At 67.5% G+C, this 23462-nt stretch carries 20 protein-coding genes; 6 read left to right on the top strand and 14 right to left on the bottom strand.

The genetic code is table 11. From position 1 onward, the window contains the following. Positions 1–10: 10 nt before the first annotated feature. Together HNP60_RS11460 and HNP60_RS11455 are read right to left on the bottom strand one after the other, a co-directional pair. Entirely contained in the window at positions 11–376 is a 366-nt protein-coding gene (locus HNP60_RS11460; protein WP_184153759.1) for a hypothetical protein, read from the bottom strand. Positions 377–379: 3 nt separating this feature from the next. Further along, positions 380–1588 carry a saccharopine dehydrogenase family protein gene (locus HNP60_RS11455; RefSeq protein ID WP_014076759.1) on the bottom strand — a complete coding sequence of 403 codons (1209 nt, stop codon included), beginning with the start codon at positions 1586–1588 and terminating at the stop codon, positions 380–382. A gap of 53 nt (positions 1589–1641) precedes the next feature. Between HNP60_RS11455 and HNP60_RS11450 the strand changes: the two genes are divergently transcribed. Continuing rightward, on the top strand, positions 1642–2622 hold the full coding sequence (locus HNP60_RS11450) for a threonine ammonia-lyase (protein ID WP_338056712.1): 981 nt from the start codon (positions 1642–1644) through the stop codon (positions 2620–2622). A 67-nt stretch (positions 2623–2689) separates the two neighbouring features. On the opposite strand, the gene HNP60_RS19990 is transcribed toward HNP60_RS11450, so the two are convergent. Together HNP60_RS19990 and HNP60_RS11440 are read right to left on the bottom strand one after the other, a co-directional pair. Beyond that, on the bottom strand, positions 2690–3391 hold the full coding sequence (locus tag HNP60_RS19990) for a PEPxxWA-CTERM sorting domain-containing protein (RefSeq protein WP_260394850.1): 702 nt from the start codon (positions 3389–3391) through the stop codon (positions 2690–2692). A gap of 308 nt (positions 3392–3699) precedes the next feature. Continuing rightward, the gene (locus tag HNP60_RS11440; RefSeq protein WP_184153757.1) at positions 3700–5109 is read right to left on the bottom strand and encodes a phospholipase D-like domain-containing protein; all 1410 of its coding nucleotides are present in this window, start codon (positions 5107–5109) and stop codon (positions 3700–3702) included. Positions 5110–5242: 133 nt separating this feature from the next. Here HNP60_RS11440 and HNP60_RS11435 point away from each other — a divergent pair, with 133 nt between their 5' ends. Together HNP60_RS11435 and HNP60_RS11430 are read left to right on the top strand one after the other, a co-directional pair. Beyond that, positions 5243–6448 (top strand): BtaA family protein, encoded by a 1206-nt coding sequence (locus HNP60_RS11435; RefSeq protein WP_184153755.1) that lies wholly within the window; start codon positions 5243–5245, stop codon positions 6446–6448. 3 nt (positions 6449–6451) lie between these two features. Continuing rightward, a complete protein-coding gene (locus tag HNP60_RS11430; RefSeq protein ID WP_184153752.1) occupies positions 6452–7126 on the top strand; it encodes a class I SAM-dependent methyltransferase in 675 nt (224 codons plus the stop codon). Between the two features lie 23 nt (positions 7127–7149). On the opposite strand, the gene HNP60_RS11425 is transcribed toward HNP60_RS11430, so the two are convergent. The 7 genes from HNP60_RS11425 to HNP60_RS11395 all read right to left on the bottom strand — a co-directional run bounded on the left by HNP60_RS11425 (position 7150) and on the right by HNP60_RS11395 (position 16759). Then, a complete protein-coding gene (locus HNP60_RS11425; protein ID WP_184153749.1) occupies positions 7150–8406 on the bottom strand; it encodes a cyclic di-GMP phosphodiesterase in 1257 nt (418 codons plus the stop codon). A gap of 109 nt (positions 8407–8515) precedes the next feature. Beyond that, positions 8516–10279, bottom strand: coding sequence for a DNA helicase RecQ (gene recQ, locus HNP60_RS11420; protein ID WP_184157015.1), 1764 nt, complete (start codon positions 10277–10279; stop codon positions 8516–8518). A gap of 5 nt (positions 10280–10284) precedes the next feature. Further along, positions 10285–11766 carry a helicase HerA domain-containing protein gene (locus HNP60_RS11415; protein WP_184153746.1) on the bottom strand — a complete coding sequence of 494 codons (1482 nt, stop codon included), beginning with the start codon at positions 11764–11766 and terminating at the stop codon, positions 10285–10287. Between the two features lie 40 nt (positions 11767–11806). Then, positions 11807–12499 carry an LrgB family protein gene (locus tag HNP60_RS11410; protein ID WP_184153743.1) on the bottom strand — a complete coding sequence of 231 codons (693 nt, stop codon included), beginning with the start codon at positions 12497–12499 and terminating at the stop codon, positions 11807–11809. Further along, a complete protein-coding gene (locus tag HNP60_RS11405; RefSeq protein ID WP_184153741.1) occupies positions 12496–12855 on the bottom strand; it encodes a CidA/LrgA family protein in 360 nt (119 codons plus the stop codon). Before HNP60_RS11405 ends, HNP60_RS11410 begins: the two co-directional genes overlap by 4 nt. Before the next feature lie 49 nt (positions 12856–12904). Next, positions 12905–16369 (bottom strand): transcription-repair coupling factor, encoded by a 3465-nt coding sequence (mfd, locus tag HNP60_RS11400; protein WP_184153739.1) that lies wholly within the window; start codon positions 16367–16369, stop codon positions 12905–12907. 123 nt (positions 16370–16492) lie between these two features. After that, the gene (locus HNP60_RS11395; protein WP_014076747.1) at positions 16493–16759 is read right to left on the bottom strand and encodes an FAD assembly factor SdhE; all 267 of its coding nucleotides are present in this window, start codon (positions 16757–16759) and stop codon (positions 16493–16495) included. A gap of 99 nt (positions 16760–16858) precedes the next feature. Here HNP60_RS11395 and recG point away from each other — a divergent pair, with 99 nt between their 5' ends. After that, positions 16859–18925, top strand: coding sequence for an ATP-dependent DNA helicase RecG (gene recG / locus HNP60_RS11390; protein WP_184153737.1), 2067 nt, complete (start codon positions 16859–16861; stop codon positions 18923–18925). Positions 18926–19361: 436 nt separating this feature from the next. Here the strand turns inward: recG and HNP60_RS11385 are convergent, their stop codons facing one another. From HNP60_RS11385 to tyrS, 3 genes are all read right to left on the bottom strand, one after another. Further along, positions 19362–19721, bottom strand: a complete 360-nt coding sequence (locus tag HNP60_RS11385) for a PilZ domain-containing protein (protein ID WP_184153735.1) — start codon at positions 19719–19721, stop codon at positions 19362–19364. A gap of 88 nt (positions 19722–19809) precedes the next feature. Then, the gene (locus HNP60_RS11380; RefSeq protein WP_184153733.1) at positions 19810–20130 is read right to left on the bottom strand and encodes a PilZ domain-containing protein; all 321 of its coding nucleotides are present in this window, start codon (positions 20128–20130) and stop codon (positions 19810–19812) included. A gap of 175 nt (positions 20131–20305) precedes the next feature. Further along, positions 20306–21538 carry a tyrosine--tRNA ligase gene (tyrS, locus tag HNP60_RS11375; RefSeq protein ID WP_184153730.1) on the bottom strand — a complete coding sequence of 411 codons (1233 nt, stop codon included), beginning with the start codon at positions 21536–21538 and terminating at the stop codon, positions 20306–20308. A 61-nt stretch (positions 21539–21599) separates the two neighbouring features. On the opposite strand from tyrS, the gene HNP60_RS11370 reads away from it, so the two are divergent. Then, positions 21600–22154 (top strand): DOMON-like domain-containing protein, encoded by a 555-nt coding sequence (locus HNP60_RS11370; RefSeq protein WP_184153727.1) that lies wholly within the window; start codon positions 21600–21602, stop codon positions 22152–22154. Next, positions 22151–23356: an exo-beta-N-acetylmuramidase NamZ family protein gene (locus HNP60_RS11365; protein ID WP_184153725.1), complete on the top strand. Its 1206-nt coding sequence runs from the start codon at positions 22151–22153 to the stop codon at positions 23354–23356. Before HNP60_RS11370 ends, HNP60_RS11365 begins: the two co-directional genes overlap by 4 nt. Positions 23357–23462: the final 106 nt, after the last annotated feature.

Raw genomic sequence — 23462 nt, 5'->3', positions numbered from 1 at the left:
TCCTGCTCGCTCAATCTATGCACATGGTGGTGGCGACCTTGCCGTCCTTGAGTTCGGCGAAGCAGCCGAACAGCCGGTTTTCGGGCTGGCATCGCCCGGGCGCTGCCTCGCCCCGCTCCGGCAGGTCGCCGTCGGTCCGCGCGGCAAGGCAGCGGCCCCGGCATTCGGAACTGGACGTGCAGCTCTTGCCCGCATCCGCATAAGGGATGACGCACATCACCGTGCCCGCCCGGCCGCGCACCTGCAGCGTCCCGCCCTGCCGGACGCAGGCGTTCAGTTCGGGCGAAGGCACGCCTTCCACCAGCCCGATCTGCGGCGAGCAGCCGGCCAGCGGCGCCAGTGCGAGAGCAAGGATGAGCGTGCCGGTCCGCGCCATGCCTCAGAAGCCCAGCGGGCCGTCCAGTTCCTTCACTTGCCAGGGCAGGCCATGCTTGTTCAGCATGTCCATGAACGGATCGGGATCGAGCTGCTCGATGTTGAACACGCCCGCGCCGGACCAGATGCCCTGCAGCACCAGCGCCGCGCCGATCATCGCGGGAACGCCGGTGGTGTAGCTCACTGCCTGATTGCCGGTCTCGGCATAGGCGTCCTCATGGTCACAGATATTGTAGACGTAGAGCGTCTTCTCGGTGCCGTCCTTGCCCAGGCCGGTGGCGATGTCGCCGATGTTGGTCTTGCCCTTGGTCGTCGGCCCGAGCGAGGCGGGCTCGGGCAGCACGGCCTTGAGGAACTGGAGCGGAATGATCTCCACGCCATTGTAGATGACCGGGTCGATCCGCGTCATGCCGACATTCTGCAGCACTTCCAGATGCTTGAGATAAGCATCGCCGAACGTCATCCAGAAGCGGATGCGCTTGATCTCCGGGAAGAACTTCGCGAGGCTCTCCAGCTCCTCATGATACATGAGGTACATGTTCTTGGGGCCGACAGCCTCGAAGTCGAACGTCTGCTTGTAGGAAAGCGCCGGGGTCGTCACCCATTCGCCATTCTCCCAATGCCGCGCCGGCGCGGTCACTTCGCGGATGTTGATCTCGGGATTGAAGTTGGTGGCGAAATGCTGGCCATGGTCGCCGCCGTTGCAATCCAGGATGTCGAGCGTGTCGATCCGCTCGAAATGATGCTTCTTCAGCCATGTCGCGAAAACGCTGGTCACGCCGGGGTCGAAACCCGAGCCGAGCAGCGCCATCAGCCCGGCCTCGCGGAACTTGTCCTGATAGGCCCATTGCCAGGAATATTCGAAATGCGCCTCGTCACGCGGTTCGTAATTCGCGGTGTCCATATAATGCACGCCGGCCGCCAGGCAGGCGTCCATGATGGCGAGGTCCTGATACGGCAGCGCGAGATTGACGACCAGCTTCGGGCCGATCTGCCGGATGAGCGCAGTCGTGGCCTCGACATCATCCGCGTCCAGCGCGTAGGTGCTGATCGTGACGCCCGTGCGCTCCTTGACGGACGCCGCGATGGCGTCGCACTTGGAGACGGTACGGCTTGCGAGGTGAATATCGCTGAAGATGTCCCGGTTCATCGCCATCTTGTGGACGGCAACCGAGCCGACGCCGCCTGCGCCGATGACCAGCACCTTGCTCATCTGTAAGTCTCCGTGAGATCGAATCGATAAGCGCCTGCATATAGGGGGGCTCTGTGACAGAACAAGAATTGCTGGACCCGACGCGTTCGCCAAGACGCGAGGGCGTGTTGCGCGCGGCGGAAAAAGTGGCGGCGCTGCTGCCGCCGACGCCCCTGCTTCCGCTGGAGTTGGATGGACGCACGATCTGGTGCAAGGCGGAGGTCCTGCAGCCCGTCGGCGCTTTCAAGATCCGGGGCGCATGGCACCGGCTGAGCGATCTCGACGAAGCGCAGCGCGCATGCGGCGTGGTCGGCGTCTCCAGCGGCAATCATGCCCAGGGCGTCGCCTGGTCGGCCCGCCGGCTCGGCATCGCCGCGACGATCATCATGCCTTCCAATGCGCCCCGCGCGAAGCTGGAGGCGACACGCGCGCTGGGTGCGCAGGTGGTGCTCTACGACCGGGCACGTGAGGATCGCGATGCCATCGCCGCGCAGATGACGGCGCAGACCGGCGCGACGCTGGTCCATGCCTATGGCGATCCGTGGATCATCGAGGGGCAGGGGACGCTCGCCATCGAGGCGGCGGCGCAGCTGCGCGCGCGCATCGGGCGCGAGCCGGACCGGTTCGTCACATGCTGCGGCGGCGGCGGGCTGACGGCGGGCGTCGCGCTCGCCTGCCCGGACGCGGAGATCCACATCGCCGAGCCGGAGGGGTGGGACGATGTGCTGCGCTCGCTCGCCGCGGGCGAGATACTCCCGGTCGCGGACATGACTTACCCGACCGATTGCGACGCGCTGCAGACGCCGCGCACTTTCCCGATCAACTTCGCGGTGCTGCGCGAGCGGGTGAGCGGCGGCGCGGCCGTGACGCGGGCGGACGTGGCGGCCGCCATGCGCCTTGCGTTCGAGAAGCTGCATCTCGTGGTCGAGCCCGGCGGCGCGGCCGCGCTGGCGGCCGTGCTGGCCGGCAAGGTGGACGCGACCGACGCCACCATCGTCACCCTCTCGGGCGGCAATGTGGACCGCGAGACCTTCCTGCGCCTGCTCGCCGACTGAGCCGCGTGGGGGCAACGAAAAAGGGGTCGGCATGGCCGACCCCTTCTCCATTCTCGATCCTTGGCGATCAGGCTGCGAAAGCGACCTTGACGCGGCGACGGCGCATGGAGGCGCCGACAAGGCCCATGCCACCGATCATCATTGCCCAGGTCGCCGGTTCCGGCACGGCCGGTGCCGGTCCCGGCACGTCGGAGTTCAGCGTGATCGCGGCGAAAGCGACCTGATTGGCCGAGCCGCCGAAGTCCACCGACATCGCGATGCCCTCGAAGGCCACGCCGATCGGGACGAACGGGCAGAAGCCGCCGCCGGCGCAGGCAGCCGAGCCCGGATCGCTCGGCGTGGTCGCGAGGTTGATGGTCGCCAGCAAGTCGCCGGTCCCATCAAGGCCGCTCCACACGCTCACGAAGGCGGGATTGTTGATCGCGCTGTAATAGAATGAGAAGCCGGTATCGAACCCGCCGGCAACATTCATGGTCGACGCGTCGCCGGTCAGGAAGAACAGTAGGTTGCCGCCGGTGGGCAGGCCGCCCGAGTTGCAGCTGCCGCCCGGCTGCACGGAGCAGGCGATGGCATTGTCGGAAAAGCTGATGCCGTAATTGGTGCCGGGTCCGGAGCCGAGGCTGCCGGTGCCGCCATTGTAATAATCGAGAACCAGTTCCTGCGCATCGCCGTCCAGGCCGGCGAAATTCAGCGAAATCACCTCTGCATTGGCCGAGACAGCCGTAAAGGCGGCGAGCACACAGGCTGCCGCAGCGATTGAACGCTTCATGATGATAGTCTCCCACATACCGACCTATGATGGTCGGCTCCTCTCAACGGACATTCGCTTGCGCATATGCAGCCCACGACCCTGCTGCGTCCGGCGAATATCCTGCTCGATTCCCACGGGCTGCGTGGTATCCGATGCTCCATCCAGTCCGCGCTGTTCGTCCGCAGCTCCACCGTTTTGAGGCTGGTTCCGGGTGAAGGAAGCAGGCGGCAATCTAAATAAAGGTTAATGATTTGTAAACCATTCTGCCGCCCCGATGCTTGAGGGCGGCACAGTCCCCATCAGATAACCGGAAATAGTCCGTACTATCAAAGCAGTGAGTTCATCATGCGCGCAATGTTCTCGGCGGGCCGGCGCAAGCGCGAGCGGCTGCGCCAGACTTCCAGTTTCAGCGGCGTGCTGTTGTCGAGATAATCCTGCTGGATCGCGGCGACCGCGGCGATCGACTCCGCGTCGTGGAAAAGCAGGCTCGCTTCCTGATTGAGCTGGAAGGAGCGCAGGTCGACATTGCTCGATCCGACAATGGCGAGCCGGCGGTCGATCGAGACATTCTTGGCGTGCAGCAGATAGCGGTTGAACAGGTGGATGTGGATTCCGGCGACCAGCAGCTCGTCGTAGAAGGAACTCTGGGAGAGATGGACGAGTCGCTGGTCGATGACGCCGGAGACGATCAGATCCACTCTCACGCCCCGCGCCACCGCCGAGATCATCGCGTTCAGCACGCTTTCGTCCGGGATGAAATAGGGCGTCACGATGATGGCCCGTTCCCGTGCCTCGTGGAGCTGCCACACCAGCAGGGTCTCGAAGCCTGCGAGCGGATAGTCCGCGCCGCTCGGGAGCAGCTGCACGATGGCGTCGCCTGCCGGTGCGGGCAGCTCCTCGGGCGCCGCCGCCGGTTCGCCCGATTCAAGGCTCCAGTCCGCGCGCACGATGGCGTCCATGCTGGCGACGACCGGACCCCGCACACGCGCCACCAGTTCGCGATTGACGACGCCGGGGCGGAAGTCCCGGGCGACGATGTTCTGGGAACCGGCATAGCCGATCTCCCCGTCGATGACGAAGAGCTTGCGGTGGTTGCGCATGTCGCGACGGGTCCGGGCGCGCAGCAGGCGCAGCGGCAGCGTCTCGCAGACCCGTACGCCGCGCGTCCGAAGCATCTTCTGCGTGCCGCGCCGCCATGCCAGCGAGCCGACCGGATCGAACAGCACGCGTACATCCAGCCCGCGCAGGACGGCGCGGCCCAGTGCGTCCGCGATCCTGCGGCCGACCGCGTCGTCCGCAAAGATGTAGACAAGCAGGTGGACGCTCCTGCGCGCGCCGTCGATGTCGGCGATCAGCCGGTCGATGACCCCGTCATAGTCGTCGATCAGCTCAACCAGATTGCCGCCGGTCGCCGGCATGTGGCCCAGCGTCTCGGCCAGCGCGGCGACGGGCGCGCTGGCGCCCGGCGCCGGCGCATGCGTGCGCAACCGCTCGGCGATCCGCGCCAGGAAGGGGGCGAGGGCGGCGAAGCGCTCCCTCCGCCAGGCGGGGAAGCGCGGGCTGCCGATGGCCAGGAACAGCAGCAGCCCCGGCAAGGGCAGGAAGAAGATCAGCAGCAGCCATGCACGCGCCGCGGCCGGCGTGCGCCGCAGCGGCACGATCGCCAGGGCGCCGATGCGGATGATCCACTCCAGAGCATACCAGGCACGTTCGAGATCGGAGACCATTGGATCCATCGACTGCCCTTGTATCAATCGGGCCGCCATCCGGCGAGGGTGATGGCTGTCACCGATCTGCAATCGGACCGTCACGAACCCGACACCGCCGCAGGCTAGCGGGCGGCCAGACGGGTCAAACGTGGAGCAAGGCATGGGACATGTGATCGATCGGGCGGTCGTGAATCACGAGGCGCTCAGCCGGGAAGGGCTGCTGGAGCGTGCCTTTGCCTTCGCGTTCCGGGGGCTCGTCTATGCCCAGATCTGGGAAGATCCCGTGGTCGATATCGAGGCGCTGGCAATCACGCCGCAGAGCCATGTCGTCACCATCGCCAGCGGCGGCTGCAACGTCCTTTCCTATCTGACCGCCAATCCCGCGCGGATCACGGCGGTCGATCTCAACACCGCGCATATCGCGCTCAACTGCCTGAAGCAGGTCGCGGCGGTCAGCCTGCCTGACTACACCCATTTCCGCCGCTTCTTTGGCGATGCGGACAGCGCCGAGAACATCGCGGCCTACCGGACCTATATCCGTCCCTATCTCGACGAGACGTCGCGCCGCTACTGGGAAGGGCGGGATATGGTCGGGCGCCGGCGCATCGGCATGTTCCGCAGCGGCGCCTACAAGCGCGGGCTGCTCGGCGGCTTCATCGGCGCCGCGCATCTGGTGGCGAAGCTTTACCGCATCGATCCGCGCGTCCTGCTCGAGGCGCGGAACATGGAGGAGCAGCGGCGGATCTTCGAGGAGAAGCTCGCGCCGGTGTTCAACCGGAAGTTCGTCCGTTGGCTGACGGACCAGCCCGCCTCGCTGTTCGGGCTCGGCATTCCGCCTGCCCAGTATGAATCGCTGGCCGGGGACGAGAAGATGGCGGCGGTGTTGCGCCGGCGGCTGGAGAAGCTCGCCTGCGACCATGACCTCAAGTCGAACTATTTCGCATGGCAGGCGTTCGGCCGCGCTTATGGCCGCCATCAGGACGCGCCTTTGCCGCCTTATCTGGAGGAGCGGCATTATGACGCCGTGCGCAGCCGCACCGGCCGCGTCGACATCCGCCATGCCAACATGACCGACTGGCTCGCGACCCAGGCCGACGAGAGCGTCGACCGCTACGTCCTGCTCGACGCGCAGGACTGGATGAGCAATGCCCAGCTCGATGCGCTGTGGACGCAGATCACCCGCTGCGCGCGGCCCGGCGCCCGTGTGCTCTTCCGCACGGCGGCCGAGCCCAGCCTGCTGCCCGGCCGCCTTTCGCCCGCCTTGCTCGACCGCTGGACCTATCACGCGGCGGAATCGCTGGACTTCACGCGCGCGGATCGCTCGTCCATCTATGGCGGTGTGCATCTCTATTCGCTGGAAGGCTGAGCGATGACCGGCAGCCGGGGGATGGACGCGGGCAGCGAGGATCATGCCCGCGCCATGGATGCGCAATATGCGCTGCAGCGGCATCTCTATGACCTGACGCGCAAATATTATCTGCTGGGCCGGGACGGCCTCATCCGTGGACTAGCGGTCCCGCCCGGTGGTTCGGTGCTGGAGATCGGGGTGGGAACCGGCAGGAACCTTGCCCTCGTCGCCCGGCGCTATCCCCAGGCCCGCCTGTTCGGGCTCGATATCTCGGCCGAGATGCTGAAGTCAGCAGAGGCGAATCTCGCCCGGGCCGGGGCGGATGGCCGGACGCTGCTGGCCCGTGCGGACGCCACCCGCTTCGATCCGCAGGCGCTGTTCGGGGAGGCGGGCTTCGATCGCATCTATATCAGCTACGCCTTGTCCATGATTCCCGGTTGGAAGTCGGCGCTGGCGCAGGCGATCACGCTCCTAGAACCGCGCGGATCGCTGCACATCGTGGATTTCGGCCAGCAGGAAGCGCTGCCGGGCTGGTTCGGCTCGGCCCTGCGAGCCTGGCTCGATCGGTTCCACGTCACGCCGCGCGCGGATCTCTTCGAGGAAGCGCGGCGCGTGGCGGCGGCGCAGGGTGCCAGCCTGGAGGCGCGCGCGCTGTTCCGGGGCTATGCCTGGGAAGTGGTCGCGCGCCTTCCCTGAGCGCCCGGCACCGCCGCGTCGAGTCAGGCCGCCTTGTCGACCATTGGCCTTGGATCCCGGCCGCCCAGCAGCGCGGCCTTCAACAGGTCCCAGTCCGGCAGGCCATGGGCAAGCGGGCTCGCTTCCCGGAGGACCTGGTCGTGCCGCAGGCTGTCATCGAGCTGGACATCGACGGGCTCGATGAAATCCCGCTGTCGCAAGTCGTAGAAGGCGCGCGCGCGCGGCCGCGAGTTGCGCCGACCCCCGGGCAGGATCATCGCCAGCCGCTGCGAGCGGAGTTCGACCAGCATGCCGGGCGGAAAGATGCCGACGGAACGGAGAAACTGGAAGTAGAGCCGATCGTCGAAATGCCCGTGCCACGCCTGCATGGCGCCGAGGGCCTGTTGCGGCGTCCAGCTCGGCTTGTAGATGCGATCGGACGTCAGCGCGTCATAGACGTCGCAGATGGCGCTCATCCGCGCATGCACGCTGAGCTGCGCGCCCTGCCGGCCGAAGGGATAGCCGGTTCCGTCCATCTTCTCGTGATGGTGGGCGCAGACGTCCAGCGCGATCTCGGGAATGTCGGTGCTTTCCGCGATGAGATCCCGCCCGTTCAGGGTGTGCATCTTCATCTGCTCGAATTCGGCGTCGGTCAGGGGCCCGGTCTTGTTGAGGATCTCGATGGGCATGGTGACCTTGCCGAGGTCATGCAACAGCCCCGCCATCCCGATTGCGCGATGGCTGTCCTCGGGCAGGTCGAGCGTCCGGGCGAAGTTGATCATCAGCGTGCACACCGCGACCGAATGCATGTAGGTATATTCGGTCTTGGACTTCATCCGCGCCACGTGCAGCATCGCGGCAGGGTTGCGCATCACGGCGTCCGATATCTCCTCGACCAGTCCCGAGACGTCCGATCCCCTGACCGCGCGGCCGAGGCGTCCTTCTTCGAAGACGCGGAACATGATCCGCCGCGCGCGCTGCATCACCGCCTTTGCGCGCTCCAGATCCTGGTTGATCGGGGCCTCGCTGCGCGCGACAGGCACGAACGCCTCCGTCCGGCGCGGGGGACGCGCGCTGGCCGGGGCAGGGGCCTGGCGGGGCGCTGTCACAGGCACGGCGATGTCCTCGATACCAATCTCGATGACCACGCCGGAAACGTCGCTTTCCTGCACCTTGCGGAGCGTCTCTGGATCATCGATGCGGAAGTTCTTCTTCCAGAAGGGATGATGCAGCCATGAGCCCTCGAAACCGAGGACCTTCATGCCCATCCTCACCTTGCCGGGCGCGATCGTCTTCCTCATCCGTGTTCCCACCACATCGAAAGGGATCACGGCACATAGGGGGGCGTCGGCAAATTATTGGTTAAGGCCTGGCAATGCGCGCGGAGGACGCGCCGGTTGGTCGCCCGGCTCAGCCGAAGCGGCGGATCGCCTCGAGGAAGGCGGCGCCATAGGCGTCCAGCTTGCGCTCGCCCACGCCGCTGACCAGGCCCATGTCCCGCAGTGATTTCGGCCGGATGCGCGCCATCTCGTGCAGGGTGCTGTCGTGGAAGATGACATAGGGCGGGACGCCGGCCTCCTTCGCCAGATCCCGCCGGCAGGCGCGCAGGGCCTCGAAAATGGGGTCGTTCACGTCCTGCCCGCCTGAGGCGCGCTTGCGGCCCCGGGCTTTTGCCGGTTGCAGGACGAGGCTCACTTTCTCCTCGCCGCGCAGATAATCGCGCGCCGCCGGGCCGAAGGCGAGCCCGCCATGGTCATTGGCCGTGAGCGCGTCGAGCACCTGAAGGGCGCGGGCCACCGGCTTGATGAGCGGCGCTTCCTCCCGCCCGACGATGCCGAACACCGAGAGGGCGTCGTGCCCGCGCTGGACGATGCGCTCGTTGCTCTTGCCGGTGAGCACGGCTTCGAGATGGCCCAGGCCGAAGGACTGGCCCGTGCGGTGGACGGCGGAGAGCAGCTTCTGCGCGGTTTCCGTCACGTCCATGCATGCGGGCGGCTCAAGGCAATTGTCGCAGTTCCCGCACTGCGGCGGCGGCGTCTCGCCGAAATGCCGCAGCAGGACCGCGCGGCGGCACCCCGCCGTCTCGACCAGTGCGCCAAGCGAGGCGATGCGGGCGCGTTCGCCCGACTGCCGGGCAGGCTCCACTTCCGCGATCCGCTGGCGGGCCCGGACGAAATCCTCCGCGCCCCACAACAGCAGCGCGATGGCGGGCTCCCCGTCGCGGCCGGCGCGTCCGCTTTCCTGATAATAGCTCTCGATGGACTTGGGCAGGCCGGCATGGACGACAAAACGCACGTCCGGCTTGTCGATGCCCATGCCGAACGCGACCGTGGCGACCATCACCATGTCCTCGCTGGCGAGGAAGGCGGACTGGTTGGCGGCGCGAACCTCGCTGGAGAGCCCGGCATGATAAGGCAGCACCGTGCGTCCGCCCCGGGCCAGTCCCTGCGCGAGCTGCTCGGTGGCGGCACGAGTCGGCGCATAGATGATGCCCGGTCCGCTGTTGGCCGCCAGCACGTCCTGGAGCTGGCGCTGCAACCCGTCGCGCGGCTGGACGGCGTAGCGGATATTGGGCCGGTCGAAGCCCGAGATGATGAGGCCTTCGGGCGGGATGCCGAGCTGCGCGAGAATGTCGTCGCGCGTGTGCCGGTCCGCCGTGGCGGTGAGCGCGAGGCGCGGCACGTCCGGGAAAGCATCGAGCAGCGGCCGCAGCAGGCGATAGTCCGGGCGGAAGTCATGCCCCCATTCGGAGACGCAATGCGCTTCGTCGATGGCGAACAGGCTGATGCGCGCGCTTTCCAGCAGGGTGCGGAAGCCCGTGCCCGAGGCGCGCTCGGGCGCGACATAGAGCAGGTCCAGCTCGCCCGCGCGCAGCCGATCCTGCGTCTCGCGCCAGTCGCTGTCCACCGAGGTGAGGCTCGCGGCGCGAATGCCCAGCGCGCGGGCGGAGCGGAGCTGGTCGTGCATCAGGGCGATGAGCGGCGAGATCACCACGCAGCAGCCCGGCAGCGCCACGGCCGGCAACTGGTAGCAGAGCGACTTGCCTGCCCCGGTCGGCATGATGGCCAGCGTCGCCTTGCCGGCCAGCACGCGCTCCACGACCTGCGCCTGCACGCCCCGGAAGCCCTCGAACCCGAAGACGCTGCGCAGCAGGGCCGCCGGATCGGCCAGCATCGCGCTCATGCTTCCTGCGGCGCGGTGGAGAGGTTGAGGCCGGGCAGGCCGACCGAGCGGCGCCCGCCAAAGTCGGTCCGTAGCACGATGAACCCGCTTTTCTCGAGATGCTCCAGCATCCGACGGACGCGGCCGGGGCTGCGGGTGCCGTAGATATGGGCGAGCTGCTCGTCGTTGGGGCAGCTTTGCTGGTCGATCGCAGCGCGCGCGATGCACAGGAAGGGGGCCAACAGATCGTCCGGCACGGCCCGGGCGAGGTCGAGCACGGCCTGTTCGGCCTCGCTCTGCTCTCCCGAGCCGTTGAAGCCGCCGAGCGCCATCGCGAAACGTCGCCGGAAACCCGCAAGGCTCAGGCTGTTGGCGGGAAGGCGCAGCATGCGGCAGCGGACGGTGAAATCCTGATAGGTCACGGCTGCGGGCCGATAGGGCGCTTCGTCGTCCTGGATCATCTCGGCAAGGATGTCATCCAGCGCCGCGTCCATCTCTTCCCTTGAGAGCGTCTCGGCGGGGGCCGGGGCAGACGGCGCGCCGGCGGGCAGGTCCGGCGCTTGCGGCGATGATATGCGGTCGATCAGGCTGTCGAGCTTTTCCGGCGGCGGCGGGGCGGGCCGGGTGGGCGGCGGCGTGTCATCCTGCAGGTCGGCGTGGAGGAGCGCGAACATGTCCTGTGCCGGCGCCTCGGGCGGCGGGATGAGGCCGCTGATCGACGTGCGCGGCGCCGTCTGCGCCGGGCCGATCCGCGCGGCGATCGGGCGGCGGGTGATGGCCGGGCCCAGCGCCAGGAAATGGCCGCGCTCCAGGTCGCGGATCTGTTCTGCCTGCCGCCGTTCCATGCCGAGCAGGTCCGCCGCGCGCAGCATGTCGATGTCCAGGAACGTCCGGCCCATCAAGAAGTTCGAGGCTTCGGCCGCGACATTCTTGGCGAGCTTGGCGAGGCGCTGCGTCGCGATGACGCCCGCCAGTCCGCGCTTGCGGCCCCGGCACATGAGGTTGGTCATGGCTGCCAGCGAGAGCCGGCGCGCCTCGTCGCTCACGTCCCCGGCAGCGGCCGGCGCGAACATCTGCGCTTCATCGACCACGACGAGCGCGGGGAACCACTGGTCGCGCGGTGCGTCGAACATGGCGGAGAGGAACTGCGCCGCGCAGCGCATCTGCGCTTCCAGGTCGAGCCCGTCGAGCGCCAGAACGACCGAGGCGCGGTGGCGGCGAATCCGCGCGGCCAGCTCGGCCAGTTCGGCGCTGCCATAAGCCGCGCCGTCGATCACGACATGCCCGAAAGGCGCAGCCAGCGTGACGAAGTCGCCTTCCGGATCGATCACCACCTGCTGGACGAGCGCGGCGCTCTGCTCCAGCAATCGCCGCAGCAGGTGGGATTTGCCCGAGCCGCTATTGCCCTGCACGAGCAGCCGGGTCGCCAGCAGTTCCTCGATGTCGATGCGCACCGGCGCGCCGGCAGGGTCGTTGCCGATGATGATGGTATTGCTCACGGGCCCGCTCTTAAAGCCTTGGGCCGCAGGAACAAGGCGTTCAGACCAGTAAGGCGATGAGTGACAGCATCACGCAGGTCGCGACGGCATTCAGGGCCATGCCCAGACTGGCGAACGCGCCGGCCGTGGAATTGACCTGAAAGGCGCGCGCTGCCCCGAGTCCATGCGCGGAAATGCCCACCGAAAAGCCGCGCGCCCGGAAGTCTGAGATCTTCAGCGCATCGAATATCGGCGTTGCGATCATCGCACCCAGGATACCAGAGCACAGGACGATGGCGGTCGTCAGAGCCGGTATGCCGCCAAGCTGCGCCGCCATCTCGATGGCGACCGGCGTCGTCGTCGCGCGCGGCGCGGCGGAGGCGAGGATTTCCGGCGGCGCGCCGAACAACCACAGGATACTCACCACGCTGGTGATGGCCGTCGCTGCGCCAGCAAGGAGGGCCAAGGCGAGCGGCTTTGCGAGCCGCCGGATCAGGCGCCGCTGTTTCCAGATCGGCACGGCAAGGCCCACCACCGCCGGGCCAAGCAGGAAGTTCAGCAGGGCAGTGGACTCCCGATAGGCGGGATAAGGCGTTCCGGTCGCCAGCAGCAGGCCGATGAGCGCCGGAGTCGCGAGCAGCACGGGGTGACAGAGCGGATGCCGCCCGCTGCGCCGCGAGAGGATGTCCGCGCCTTCGAAGACGATGAGCGTGGCGACGAGCCAGAAGATCGGAATCGCGAGGATGGCGCTCATGGTGCCTCGTCCTTCGCCGGGATGCGCCGCGCGGCGAGGCGGAAGACGGTCACCGCCACGATCAGGGTGAGCAGCGTGGAGATCATCGTCGCGACGACCAGTGCGGGCCCGTAACGGGCGAGAAGCGGCCCTTGCTCGACCAGGCCCACCGCGGCCGGCACGAACATGATCGAGAGATGCGCAGTGAGCCATCCCGTGACGGCGCTGAGCGTCGGGCGCTCGCGCGGCATCAGGGCGAACCAGCCGAGCAGCAGCACCATGCCGATCACCGGGCCGGGCAGGGGCAGGCCGCTCAGCCGGTGGATGATCTCGCCCGCGAGCTGGCACAGGCAGAGCAGCGCGATCGCGCCGATCATGAGAGCATGTTCGCCATGGAGATCATCGCGCCCATCCTTCCTCCACGGCTCAGCCGATTGCCTTTGCCAGCCCCTGGCTGAGTTTCAGCGCCCCGTTGAGTCGCGCCTTGGGATCGCCCCATACCCGCTGGATGACCAGCTTGCTGTCCGGGCGGAGCTTGGCGATCTGGCCGATCTTCTGCACATAGCCGAGCAGGCCGGCGAGATTGGGACACTGGTCGTTGTGGAACGAGACCAGCGCGCCGCGCGGGCCGATGTCCATGCGGGAAATGCCGGCGGTGCGGCAATTGAGCTTCACCTCGATCAACGTGAGCAGATTGCGGGTCGGGTCGGGCAGCGGGCCGAAGCGATCGATAAGCTCGGCGGCGAACGCCTCGATCTCGGCCTTGTCCTCCAGCTCGTTGATGCGGCGATAGAGCCCCATGCGCAGGTCGAGGTCCGGCACATAGTCCTCGGGCAGCAGGATCGGCGCCTCGACATTGATCTGGGGCGACCAGTCCTGCCGGGCGAGCGGCATCTTCGCGCCCTGCGCCTTGGCCTCCATGATCGCGTCTTCCAGCATCGACTGATAGAGCTCGAAGCCGACTTCCTTGATGTGGCCGGACTGTTCGTCTCCCACCAGATTGCCCGCGCCGCGAATGTCGAGATCGTGGCTGGCGAGCTGGAAGCCCGCGCCCAGCGTGTCGAGGTCGGAGAGGACCTTGAGCCGCTTGTCCGCCGTCTCGGTCATCACCCGGTCGGCGGGCGTCGTCATATAGGCATAAGCGCGGGTCTTGGACCGGCCGACGCGGCCGCGCAGCTGATAGAGCTGGGCAAGGCCGAACCGGTCCGCGCGGTGGATGATGATCGTGTTCGCGCTGGGGATGTCGAGGCCGCTTTCCACGATGGTGGTGGAGAGCAGCACGTCATACCGGCGCTCGTAGAAGGCAGACATGCGCTCCTCGACTTCGCTGGCGGACATCTGTCCGTGCGCGGAGATGAAGCGAACCTCGGGCACTTTCTCGCGCAGGAAGTCTTCCATGTCCGCCATGTCGGAGATGCGCGGCACCACGAAATAGGTCTGCCCGCCGCGATAATGCTCGCGCAGCAGGGCCTCGCGCAGCACCACGTCGTCCCAGGGCATGACGTAGGTGCGCACCGCGAGCCGGTCGACCGGCGGCGTCTGGATCACGCTCAGCTCGCGCAGGCCGCTCATCGCCATCTGCAGCGTGCGCGGGATCGGCGTGGCCGTCAGGGTCAGCACATGGACGTCGGCCTTGAGCTGCTTGAGCCGCTCCTTGTGGGTGACGCCGAAGCGCTGTTCCTCGTCCACGATGACCAGTCCGAGCCGTTTGAAGGTCAGCCCCTTGGCCAGCAGCGCATGGGTGCCGATCACGATGTCGATCGATCCGTCGGCGAGGCCTTCCTTGGTCGCCTTTGTCTCGTTGGTGCCCACGAGCCGCGAGAGGCGGCCGATCTTCAGCGGGAAGCCCCGGAAGCGCTCCTCGAAGTTGAGATGGTGCTGCCGCGCCAGCAGTGTCGTGGGGCAGATGAGCGCGACCTGCGCTCCCGCCATCGCCGTCACGAACGCGGCGCGCAACGCCACTTCCGTCTTGCCGAAGCCGACATCGCCGCACACCAGCCGGTCCATCGGCCTGCCCGCCGCCAGATCCTCCAGCACGTCGGCGATCGCCCGGTCCTGGTCCTCGGTCTCCTCATAGGGGAAGCGATCGACGAAGGCCGGGTAGCCCGCGCTTTCCCGCTCGAACACGGGCGCGGGCCGCAATGCGCGCTGGGCGGCGGTGGCCAGCAATTCACCCGCGATCTCGCGGATGCGCTCCTTCATCCGCGCCTTGCGCCGCTGCCATGCCTCGCCGCCGAGCTTGTCGAGCGAGACGCCTTCCTCGCCCGATCCGTAGCGGGAGAGCACGTCCAGATTCTCGACCGGCACGTACAGCTTGTCACCGCCCGCATAATGGAGCTCGACGCAGTCGTGCGGTTCCTTGCCGACCGGGATGCTGGTCAGGCCCTCATAGCGCCCGATGCCATGGTCGGCATGGACCACGAGATCGCCCGGCGAGAGCGTCGCCAGCTCGGCAAGGAAGGCATCGGCACTCTTGCGGCGCTTCGTCCTGCGCACCAGCCGGTCGCCCAGCATGTCCTGCTCGGTCAGCACTTCCAGCTCGGCGGTAGCGAAGCCGTGGTCGAGCGGCAGCACGGCGAGCGCCACCGCGCCGCCGGCGGCCGTGCCCTGCGCTTCCTGCCAGCTGTCGACTATCGTCAGCCGCTTGACGCCATGGTCGGCGAGCAGGCCCGTCAGCCGCTCGCGCGCGCCGGCCGAATAGCTGGCGATGATGCGCTTGCGCCCTTTGCGCCCCGCCTGTTCGAGATGCCGCCCGACGGCCTCGTAGACATTCGCGTTCTGCGCGCGCTCGGGCGCGAAATCCCGCGCGCTGTCCACCGCGAAGTCGAGGACGCTGGCGCTTTCCGGTTCGTGGAAGGACGAGGTGGCGTGGATCGGCAGCGCGGCGATGGCGTCTGCCCATTGCTCGCCGGCCAGATAGAGATGCTCGGGCGGGAGCGGCCGGTAGCTGCCCGGCGACGCCCCGGCGGCGTTCACCCGATTGGCATGATAATCGCGGATCGCCTCGAACCGCGAGTCGGCCGCGCTGGCGACGCCGCCGTCCCGTAGCCAGAGCGTGTCGTCCGCAAGATGCTCGAAGAGCGGCACCAGCCGTTCCTCGAACAGCGGCAGCCAGTGCTCCATGCCCGCGAGCCGGCGGCCGTCGCTCACGGCCTGATAGAGCGGATCGCCCGTCGCCGTGGCGCCGAACATCTCGCGGTAGCGGCTGCGGAAGCGCTTGATGCTCTCCTCGTCCAGCAGCGCTTCGGAGGCGGGCAGCAGCATGAAGCCGGGCACCGCGCCGATCGTCCGCTGGGTGGAAGGATCGAAACGACGCAGCGTCTCGATCTCGTCGCCGAAGAAGTCGAGCCGCAGCGGGCCGGGTTCGCCGGAGGGGAAGAGATCGACGATGCCGCCGCGCACCGCATATTCGCCCGCGTCGTGGACGGTGTCGGTGCGGACATAACCATTGGACTGGAGCAGCGCGACCAGCCGGTCGATGGCGATGCGCTCGCCCGGGGCCAGCCGCGCCACCATCTGGCGGATGCGGAACGGCGTCAGCGTCTTCTGGGTGACGGCGCTGAGCGTGGTGAGGACGAGCTGGGGGCCTTTCAGCGGCGCCTGGAGTGCCTGCAGTCCCGCCAGCCTTTCCGATGCGGCGCGCAGCGAGGGGGAGGCGCGGTCATAAGGCAGGCAATCCCATGCCGGGATGCGCACCACGGCCATTTCCGGCGCGAAATAGCCCACGCTTTGCTCGATGGCGTCCATCGCCTGCGCGTCGGGCGCGATGAAGCACAGCCGCCCCTTCGCCGCGCGTGCGAGGTCGGCGAGCAGCACCGGGAGGAAGCCGTTGGGGACGCCGGACAGGGTGAGCGGCGCCCGGGCGGAAAGGATGCGTTGGATGTCAGTCATATGTCAGGTCTTGAAGCCCCTGCGGGGACGGGTGAGAGTGGCGCTCCCGTCCGCCGGCCGGGCACGCGCGCGCGCCTCTGCCCGGGGGCGGTCGCAGCGATGGTCCGGGCAGCGGCGTGGTCGTCACTTTGCGATGGGGATATAGTCGAGTGCCCGCATGGCCTGCATCATCGACCCCTCGAACTCGGGAGGGCAGGGCAGGGTTCCCAGCGCCCAGGCCATGATGTCCACGTCATCTTCCTCGAGGATCTGCTCGAACCAGTCGATCTGGTCGCTGTTCCAGCCGGCGGCATGGGTGTCGAAGAACCCGCCGATCATCAGGTCGGCTTCCTTGGTGCCCCGGTGCCATGCGCGAAACTTCATCCTGCGCAGGCGGCTCTCGTCAGTCATTTACGGCTCCCTTACCGCCCGCCGCCCTTCCGGCCGCAACGCTCGCAGGCCGGCGGGCGCTTTCCTGTCCCGTCGGCTTGGACTAGGGCGCACATAGTCATGCGACCTGATATTCTCAATCCGCTGTTCACGGAAAGCACTGCGCTCAAGGGCGTGGGCCATGTGCTCGCCCGGCCGCTGGAGCGCCTGGGCCTCACGCGCGCGGTGGATCTCGCTTTCCATCTGCCCGTGAGCTGGATCGAGCGGCAGCGCGTCCATCGCCTCGCCGATGCGGAGACCGGCCGCATGGTGGGCGTCGTGCTCACGGCCCAGGATTATCGCGCATCGGGCTCGGCGCGTGCCCCGTTCCGCATCCGCGCGGTCGATGCGGCGGGCGATGTCGTGAGCATCGTCTATTTCGGGAAGAATTCCGGCTGGCCGCGCAAGCTCTTTCCGCTCGGCGAGCCGCGCTTCGTCTCCGGCCGGCTGGACCGGTTCGGCGACGAGCTGCAGATCGTCCATCCCGATCATGTCGTGCCGCCTGAGGAAGCCGCCGGCATTGCTGATCGCGAGCCGGTCTACGGCCTGTCCGAAGGCATCACCAACGGGCGGATGCGCGAGCTGGTGGTGCAGGCGCTCGCCCGCGCGCCGCAACTTCCGGAATGGATCGAGCCGGGGCTGCGCGCCCGCAAGCAATGGCCCGCCTGGCATGAGGCGCTGGCGGCGGCGCATCATGATCCTGCCGCGCAGGCTGCGCGCACGCGCCTTGCCTATGACGAGATCTTCGCCAGCCAGCTCGCCCTGATGCTGCTGCGGGCCTCGACGCGGCGGCGGCGCGGCGTGCCCGTTGCCGGGGACCGCCGCCTGCGGGACAAGCTGGCGCTGCCCTTCTCGCCCACCGGCGCGCAGCGGCGCGCCTTCGCGGAGATCGAGGGGGACATGGCCCAGCCCGTCCCGATGCTGCGGCTGCTGCAGGGCGATGTGGGGTCGGGCAAGACGCTTGTCGCGCTCATGGCCCTTCTGAACGCGGTGGAGGCGTCCGGGCAGGCGGCTTTCCTCGCGCCGACGGAGATTCTCGCGCGCCAGCATTTTGCGAGCCTCCAATCCATGCTCGCCGGCCTGCCGGTGAATGTCGCGCTGCTCACCGGGCGGGACAAGGGCAAGGCCCGCGAATCGACGCTGATGGGGCTGGCGGATGGCAGCATCCATATCCTCGTCGGCACGCACGCCATCTTCCAGGAGGCGGTGAGCTATCGCAATCTCGTTCTCACCGTCATTGACGAGCAGCATCGCTTCGGCGTCTCCCAGCGCCTCATGCTCACTGCCAAGGCGGAGCGCACGCCGCATCTCCTCGTGATGACTGCCACGCCCATTCCCCGCACGCTCACTCTCACGCAATATGGCGACATGGACGTCTCGCGGCTGGACGAGATGCCGCCGGGCCGGCAGCAGATCGACACGCGGGTCATTTCGGATGCGCGCATCGACGAGGTCGTCGCCGCGGTCGGGCGGCATGTCGATGCCGGGCGGCAGGCTTATTGGGTCTGCCCGCTGGTCGAGCAGAGCGAGGATGGTGACGAAGCCGCGGCCGAGGTGCGCGCGGCAGGGCTCAGGGCCCGGTTCGGGGCGGACAAGGTCGGCGTCGTCCATGGCCGCATGCCGGGCGCGGAGAAGGATGCCGTCATGGAGGCATTCGCGTCGGGCAGGCTGAGCCTTCTCGTCGCGACCACGGTGATCGAGGTCGGGGTCGACGTGCCCAATGCCACCTTGATGGTCATCGAGGCCGCCGAGCGCTTCGGCCTCGCGCAGCTTCACCAGCTTCGCGGGCGCGTGGGCCGGGGCGATCAGCGCAGCTTCTGCATGCTGTTGCATGGCCAGACCCTCTCGGAGACCGCGCGCGCGCGCCTGTCGCTCATGCGCGAGACCGGCGATGGCTTTCGCATCGCGGAGGAGGACTTGCGCCTGCGCGGCGCGGGTGAGCTGCTCGGCACGCGCCAGTCCGGCGAGCAGCGCTTCCGTCTCGCTACGCCCGAGCAGATCCAGGCTTTGCTGCCGGCTGCCCATGACGACGCGCGGCTGCTGATGGACCGGGACGGAGGCCTCGATTCCGAGCGCGGGCAGGCTGCGCGCACCTGCCTTTACCTTTTCGAGCGCGACGCGGCCATCGCACTCCTCTCGAGCGGCTGACTCAACGGAGGGATTAGAGCGCTCTCCCCTTCAGGGAGAGGGTTGGGAGAGGGGGCAACGCCATCGCCCCCCCAGGGGGCTCCCCGCTTGCGCAGGAGGGAGGGGGCCATCTGGGACGAGTATGCCGTGAGGTGGTCCCCCCATCAGCCTCGTTTTTCCCTGTCCTACATCCCTCCGCCGTGGCAGCCCTGCCGAACGCCTCTTCGCATCGAAGGAGACAGGGCAATGCGCAGCTCTTGTTCATTGGAGACCTTCCATCATCCGGCGAGACCGTCCAGCCCTGCCGGAGCAGGCGCCGGCGTCCGCCGCGTCGGTCCACCGCAAAGCGCGCGGAGAGCGGAAGATGAGACGGACGGGTCGTCATCTTCGTAAACTTCCAGACAGCAGCGCCGTGCTGGACCGGCATTGCAGGCAGTCGTGCCGGCCCAGAAATCGATCAGCCCGGGAGCGCGCCTTGCGCCTTGTCCGCAGGCGCGCGCAGCGCCGCCAGTATGTCGGGATAGGTCCGCGGATCGATCGGCACCATGAACTGGGCGCCGAAGCAGCCGCGCAATCCCCACATCACGCGCGCCTGGACAAGCCCGCATTGCGGCAGCCAGACGCTCACCGCTTCCCCGCGGACGAAGCGGGCGTCGCTGCAACGGGCATGGAAACCCCGGGCCGAGACATCGATCAGCCGGACGTCGAGCCGTATCTCGCCTCGTTCGATGCTGGTGGGGAAATCGACAAGATCGCGCGTCGTCTCCCGACGCTGGCGCGGCATGTCCGGTGCGATCCGAGGGGCCTCCAGGGTCATTCTCTCTCTCCTAGCGACTTATGGGTTGAGATGAGCTCGCCCGTCATATGTGCGGGCGTTTCGTCATTTTTCCTCGTAAAACGGGATCTTATCCATCGCTCCTGTCCTGGTGTCTTTCAAGAAAGGGCAGATAGGCATCCTGCGGGATCAGCGCTTCGAACTCGAGGCCGATGCGGGCGCCGGTCGACCATATGACCACGCCGCGCAGGCTGCCGAGGTCCGGCAGCTCAAGCGTCAGACTCTCGCCGATCGATGCCGGCATGTCGGACTGCAGCATGCATCCGTTCGCGGAGAGATTGACCACGAGCACGTCGCTCGGCGGCAGCGTGAGGCCCCAGATGCGCGCCGGGCAGGCGATGGTCTCGCGAACGGCGCGCCGGGGCTCATATTCGGTTGAGGGAAGCGACATCGACATTCCTCCGGCTCAGGACCGACCATTGTCCGCCCCATCCGTGAACCGGAGGTCAATCATCATCCCTAGCGCGCTGTAAACGATGAGCGGATGCTTTCCCCATGATCGGACAGGACAGCGCGAAGGCGGAGAGCCCTACGGCTCCCTGCCGCCACCCTTCCGCGCGGACCGCTCAGCGCGTCAGCAGGGCGTGACGCTTCTTGCCGAGGCTGAGCTTGACGGGCGCGTCCCCCACCAGAACCTGATGGGCGGGGTCGCGGATCGGCTGATCATCCACGCGCACGGCGCCCTCGGCGATCTTGCGCCGCGCCTCGCCATTGGACGCTGCAAGGCCGGTCTCCGTCAGGGCTGCGACGAGTCCGATGCTGTCGCCTGCCACCTGGATCGTGGGGAGGTCGGTGGCGGCCGCCGCCGCGCCTGCCTCGAAAGTGAGCCGCGCCGTCTCGGCGGCACCCTCCGCCGCCTCCCGGCCCCGGCACAGCGCCGTGGCCTCGTTGGCGAGGATCTTCTTCGCCTCGTTGATCTCCGCGCCCTCCAGCGCTTCGAGCCGCGCGATCTCATCGAGCGGGAGATCGGTGAACAGGCGCAGGAAGCGGCCGACATCGCGGTCGTCCGTGTTCCGCCAGAACTGCCAGTAATCGAAATGCGGCAGCATCGCCTCGTTCAGCCAGACCGCGCCGGCCATCGTCTTGCCCATCTTCCCGCCATCGGCCGTGGTGATGAGCGGGGTGGTGACGCCATAGACTTCGGTGCCGTCGACGCGGCGCGAGAGCTCGATGCCGTTGACGATGTTGCCCCACTGGTCCGATCCGCCCATCTGCAGGCGGCAGCCGGCGCGACGGGAGAGCTCCAGGAAGTCATAGGCCTGGAGGATCATGTAGTTGAACTCAAGAAAGCTCAGCGACTGCTCGCGGTCGAGCCGCAGCTTCACCGAGTCGAAGCTCAGCATCCGGTTGACCGAGAAATGCTGGCCGTAATCGCGCAGGAACGGCAGATATTCGAGCGCGTCGAGCCACTCGGCATTGTCGACCATGATGGCATCGGTCGGCCCGTCGCCGAAGGTCAGGAAGTTCTCGAAGACCGTCTTGATCGAGGCGATGTTGCTGTTGATCGTCTCGACGGTCATCAGCTTGCGCGCTTCGTCCTTGAAGCTCGGGTCGCCGACCTTGCCCGTGCCGCCGCCCATCAGCACGATGGGCTTGTGGCCGGTCTGCTGCAGCCGACGCAGGAGCATGATCTGCACCATGGACCCGACATGCAGCGAGGGCGCGGTGGGATCGAAGCCGATATAGCCCGGGACGACCTGCGTGGAGGCAAGCGCGTCGAGCCCGCTTGCATCGGTGATCTGGTGGATATAGCCCCGCTCTTCGAGCAGGTTGAGCAGGTCGGACTTGTAGCTTGCCATTTTCTTCTCTCGCGGCGGCCCGTCAGGAAAACGGTGGCGCGCTTAGCATGGGAACCGGACCATGAGTAGCATTTTGGCCGAGCGGGCCCTGCAATGCCATCCCGCGACCCCCTGCGCGGCCATCGTGGCGCTGGGTGCGCGGATCGCACGGACGGCCGATTTCGGATGGGAGATCAGCTTCATCGCGGCCGGCGATCCATCCCTGGTCAGCCTCCCGCCGGCGGCACCACCGGTGCATAGCGACGGGCTGTGGAAGACGACCTGCTTCGAATTGTTCTTCGCTCGCCCGGGCGATGCCTATGCGGAGCTGAATCTGTCGCCTTCCGGTGCCTTCGCCGCTTATCATTTCGATCATTACCGCACCGGCATGACGCGCATCGACCTGCCGGCGCCGGATATCGCGGTTACCGGCGGTTCGGAGCGGCTCGTCATGACGGCGCGCCTGTGCGAGGATTGCCTGCCGTGGGACCGCACCGGCAGGATCGGCATTTCGGCAGTGATCGAGGAGCAGGGCGGGCGGATCAGCTACTGGGCGCTCGCGCATCCGCCGGGCAAGCCCGATTTTCATCATCGCGATTGCTTCGCGCTCGCGCTTCCGCCACTGGGCAGCGCATGAGCTTCCAGACCGGTCTCGACCGCCTTCTCGCCGATCCTGCCTTGCGCCGGCCCCTTGCCGGCAAGCGCGTCTGCCTGCTGGCGCATCCAGCATCCGTGACGGCCGATCTCACGCATGCGCTCGATGCCCTGTCGGCCTGCGGTGACGTGACGCTGGCCGCCGCCATGGGTCCGCAGCACGGCCTGCGCGGCGACAAGCAGGACAATATGGTGGAATCGCCGGACTATGAGGATCCGGTCCACGGCGTGCCGGTGTTCAGCCTCTACGGGGAGGTGCGCCGGCCCACACGCGCGATGATGGACAGCGCGGATATCTTCCTTGTCGATCTTCAGGATCTGGGCTGTCGCATCTACACCTTCGTCACCACGCTGCTTTACCTGCTGGAAGCGGCGGCGCCGCTCGGCAAGGCGGTGTGGGTGCTGGACCGGCCCAATCCCGCCGGGCGTCCGGTGGAGGGGCTGACCCTGCGGACCGGGTGGGAGAGTTTCGTCGGCGCGGGGCCAATGCCGATGCGCCATGGCCTCACCATGGGGGAACTGGGCCACTGGTTCGTCGAGCATTTCGGGCTGGACGTGGACTATCGCGTGATTGCGATGGAAGACTATGACCCGAATGCCGCGCCCGGCTTCGGCTGGCCGTCCGGGCGGCTGTGGGTCAATCCCAGCCCCAATGCCCCCAATCTCAACATGGCCCGCTGCTATGCCGGCACGGTGATGCTGGAAGGCACCACGCTCTCGGAAGGGCGGGGGACCACGCGGCCGCTCGAACTGTTCGGCGCGCCGGACATCGATGCCAGGGCCGTGATCGCACGCATGAGGGCGCTCGCGCCGCACTGGCTGGAAGGCTGCATCCTGCGTGATTGCTGGTTCGAGCCGACCTTCCACAAGCATGTCGGCACGCTGTGCAATGGCGTTCACATCCATGCCGAGGGCCCTGCCTATCGCCATGATGCGTTCCGTCCCTGGCGCGTGCAGGCGCTTGCTTTCAAGGCCATCCGGCAGCTGCTGCCGGACTATCCCCTCTGGCGCGATTTCCCCTACGAATATGAGCTTGGCAAGTTGCCCATCGACGTCATCAACGGCTCGCCGCTGCTGCGCGAATGGGTGGACGATGCCGCTGCGACCCCCGCCGATCTCGACGCGCTGACCCTGCCCGACGAGGCCGCCTGGGCGCAGGCGAGGGCAGCGCATCTGCTTTACTGAGTGGCTGTCTGCTGGACTGCTCAATCCGGTTCGCCTTCGTAGACGGGCTGGTCACGACGCTCTGGGCTGTCACTCGGAACCTCGCGCCAATTCTCTGTTGATACAT

It is taken from the genome of Sphingobium lignivorans, assembly GCF_014203955.1.
GTDB classification, from domain to species: Bacteria; Pseudomonadota; Alphaproteobacteria; order Sphingomonadales; family Sphingomonadaceae; genus Sphingobium; species Sphingobium lignivorans.
This window is presented reverse-complemented; position numbering and strand designations above follow the sequence as displayed.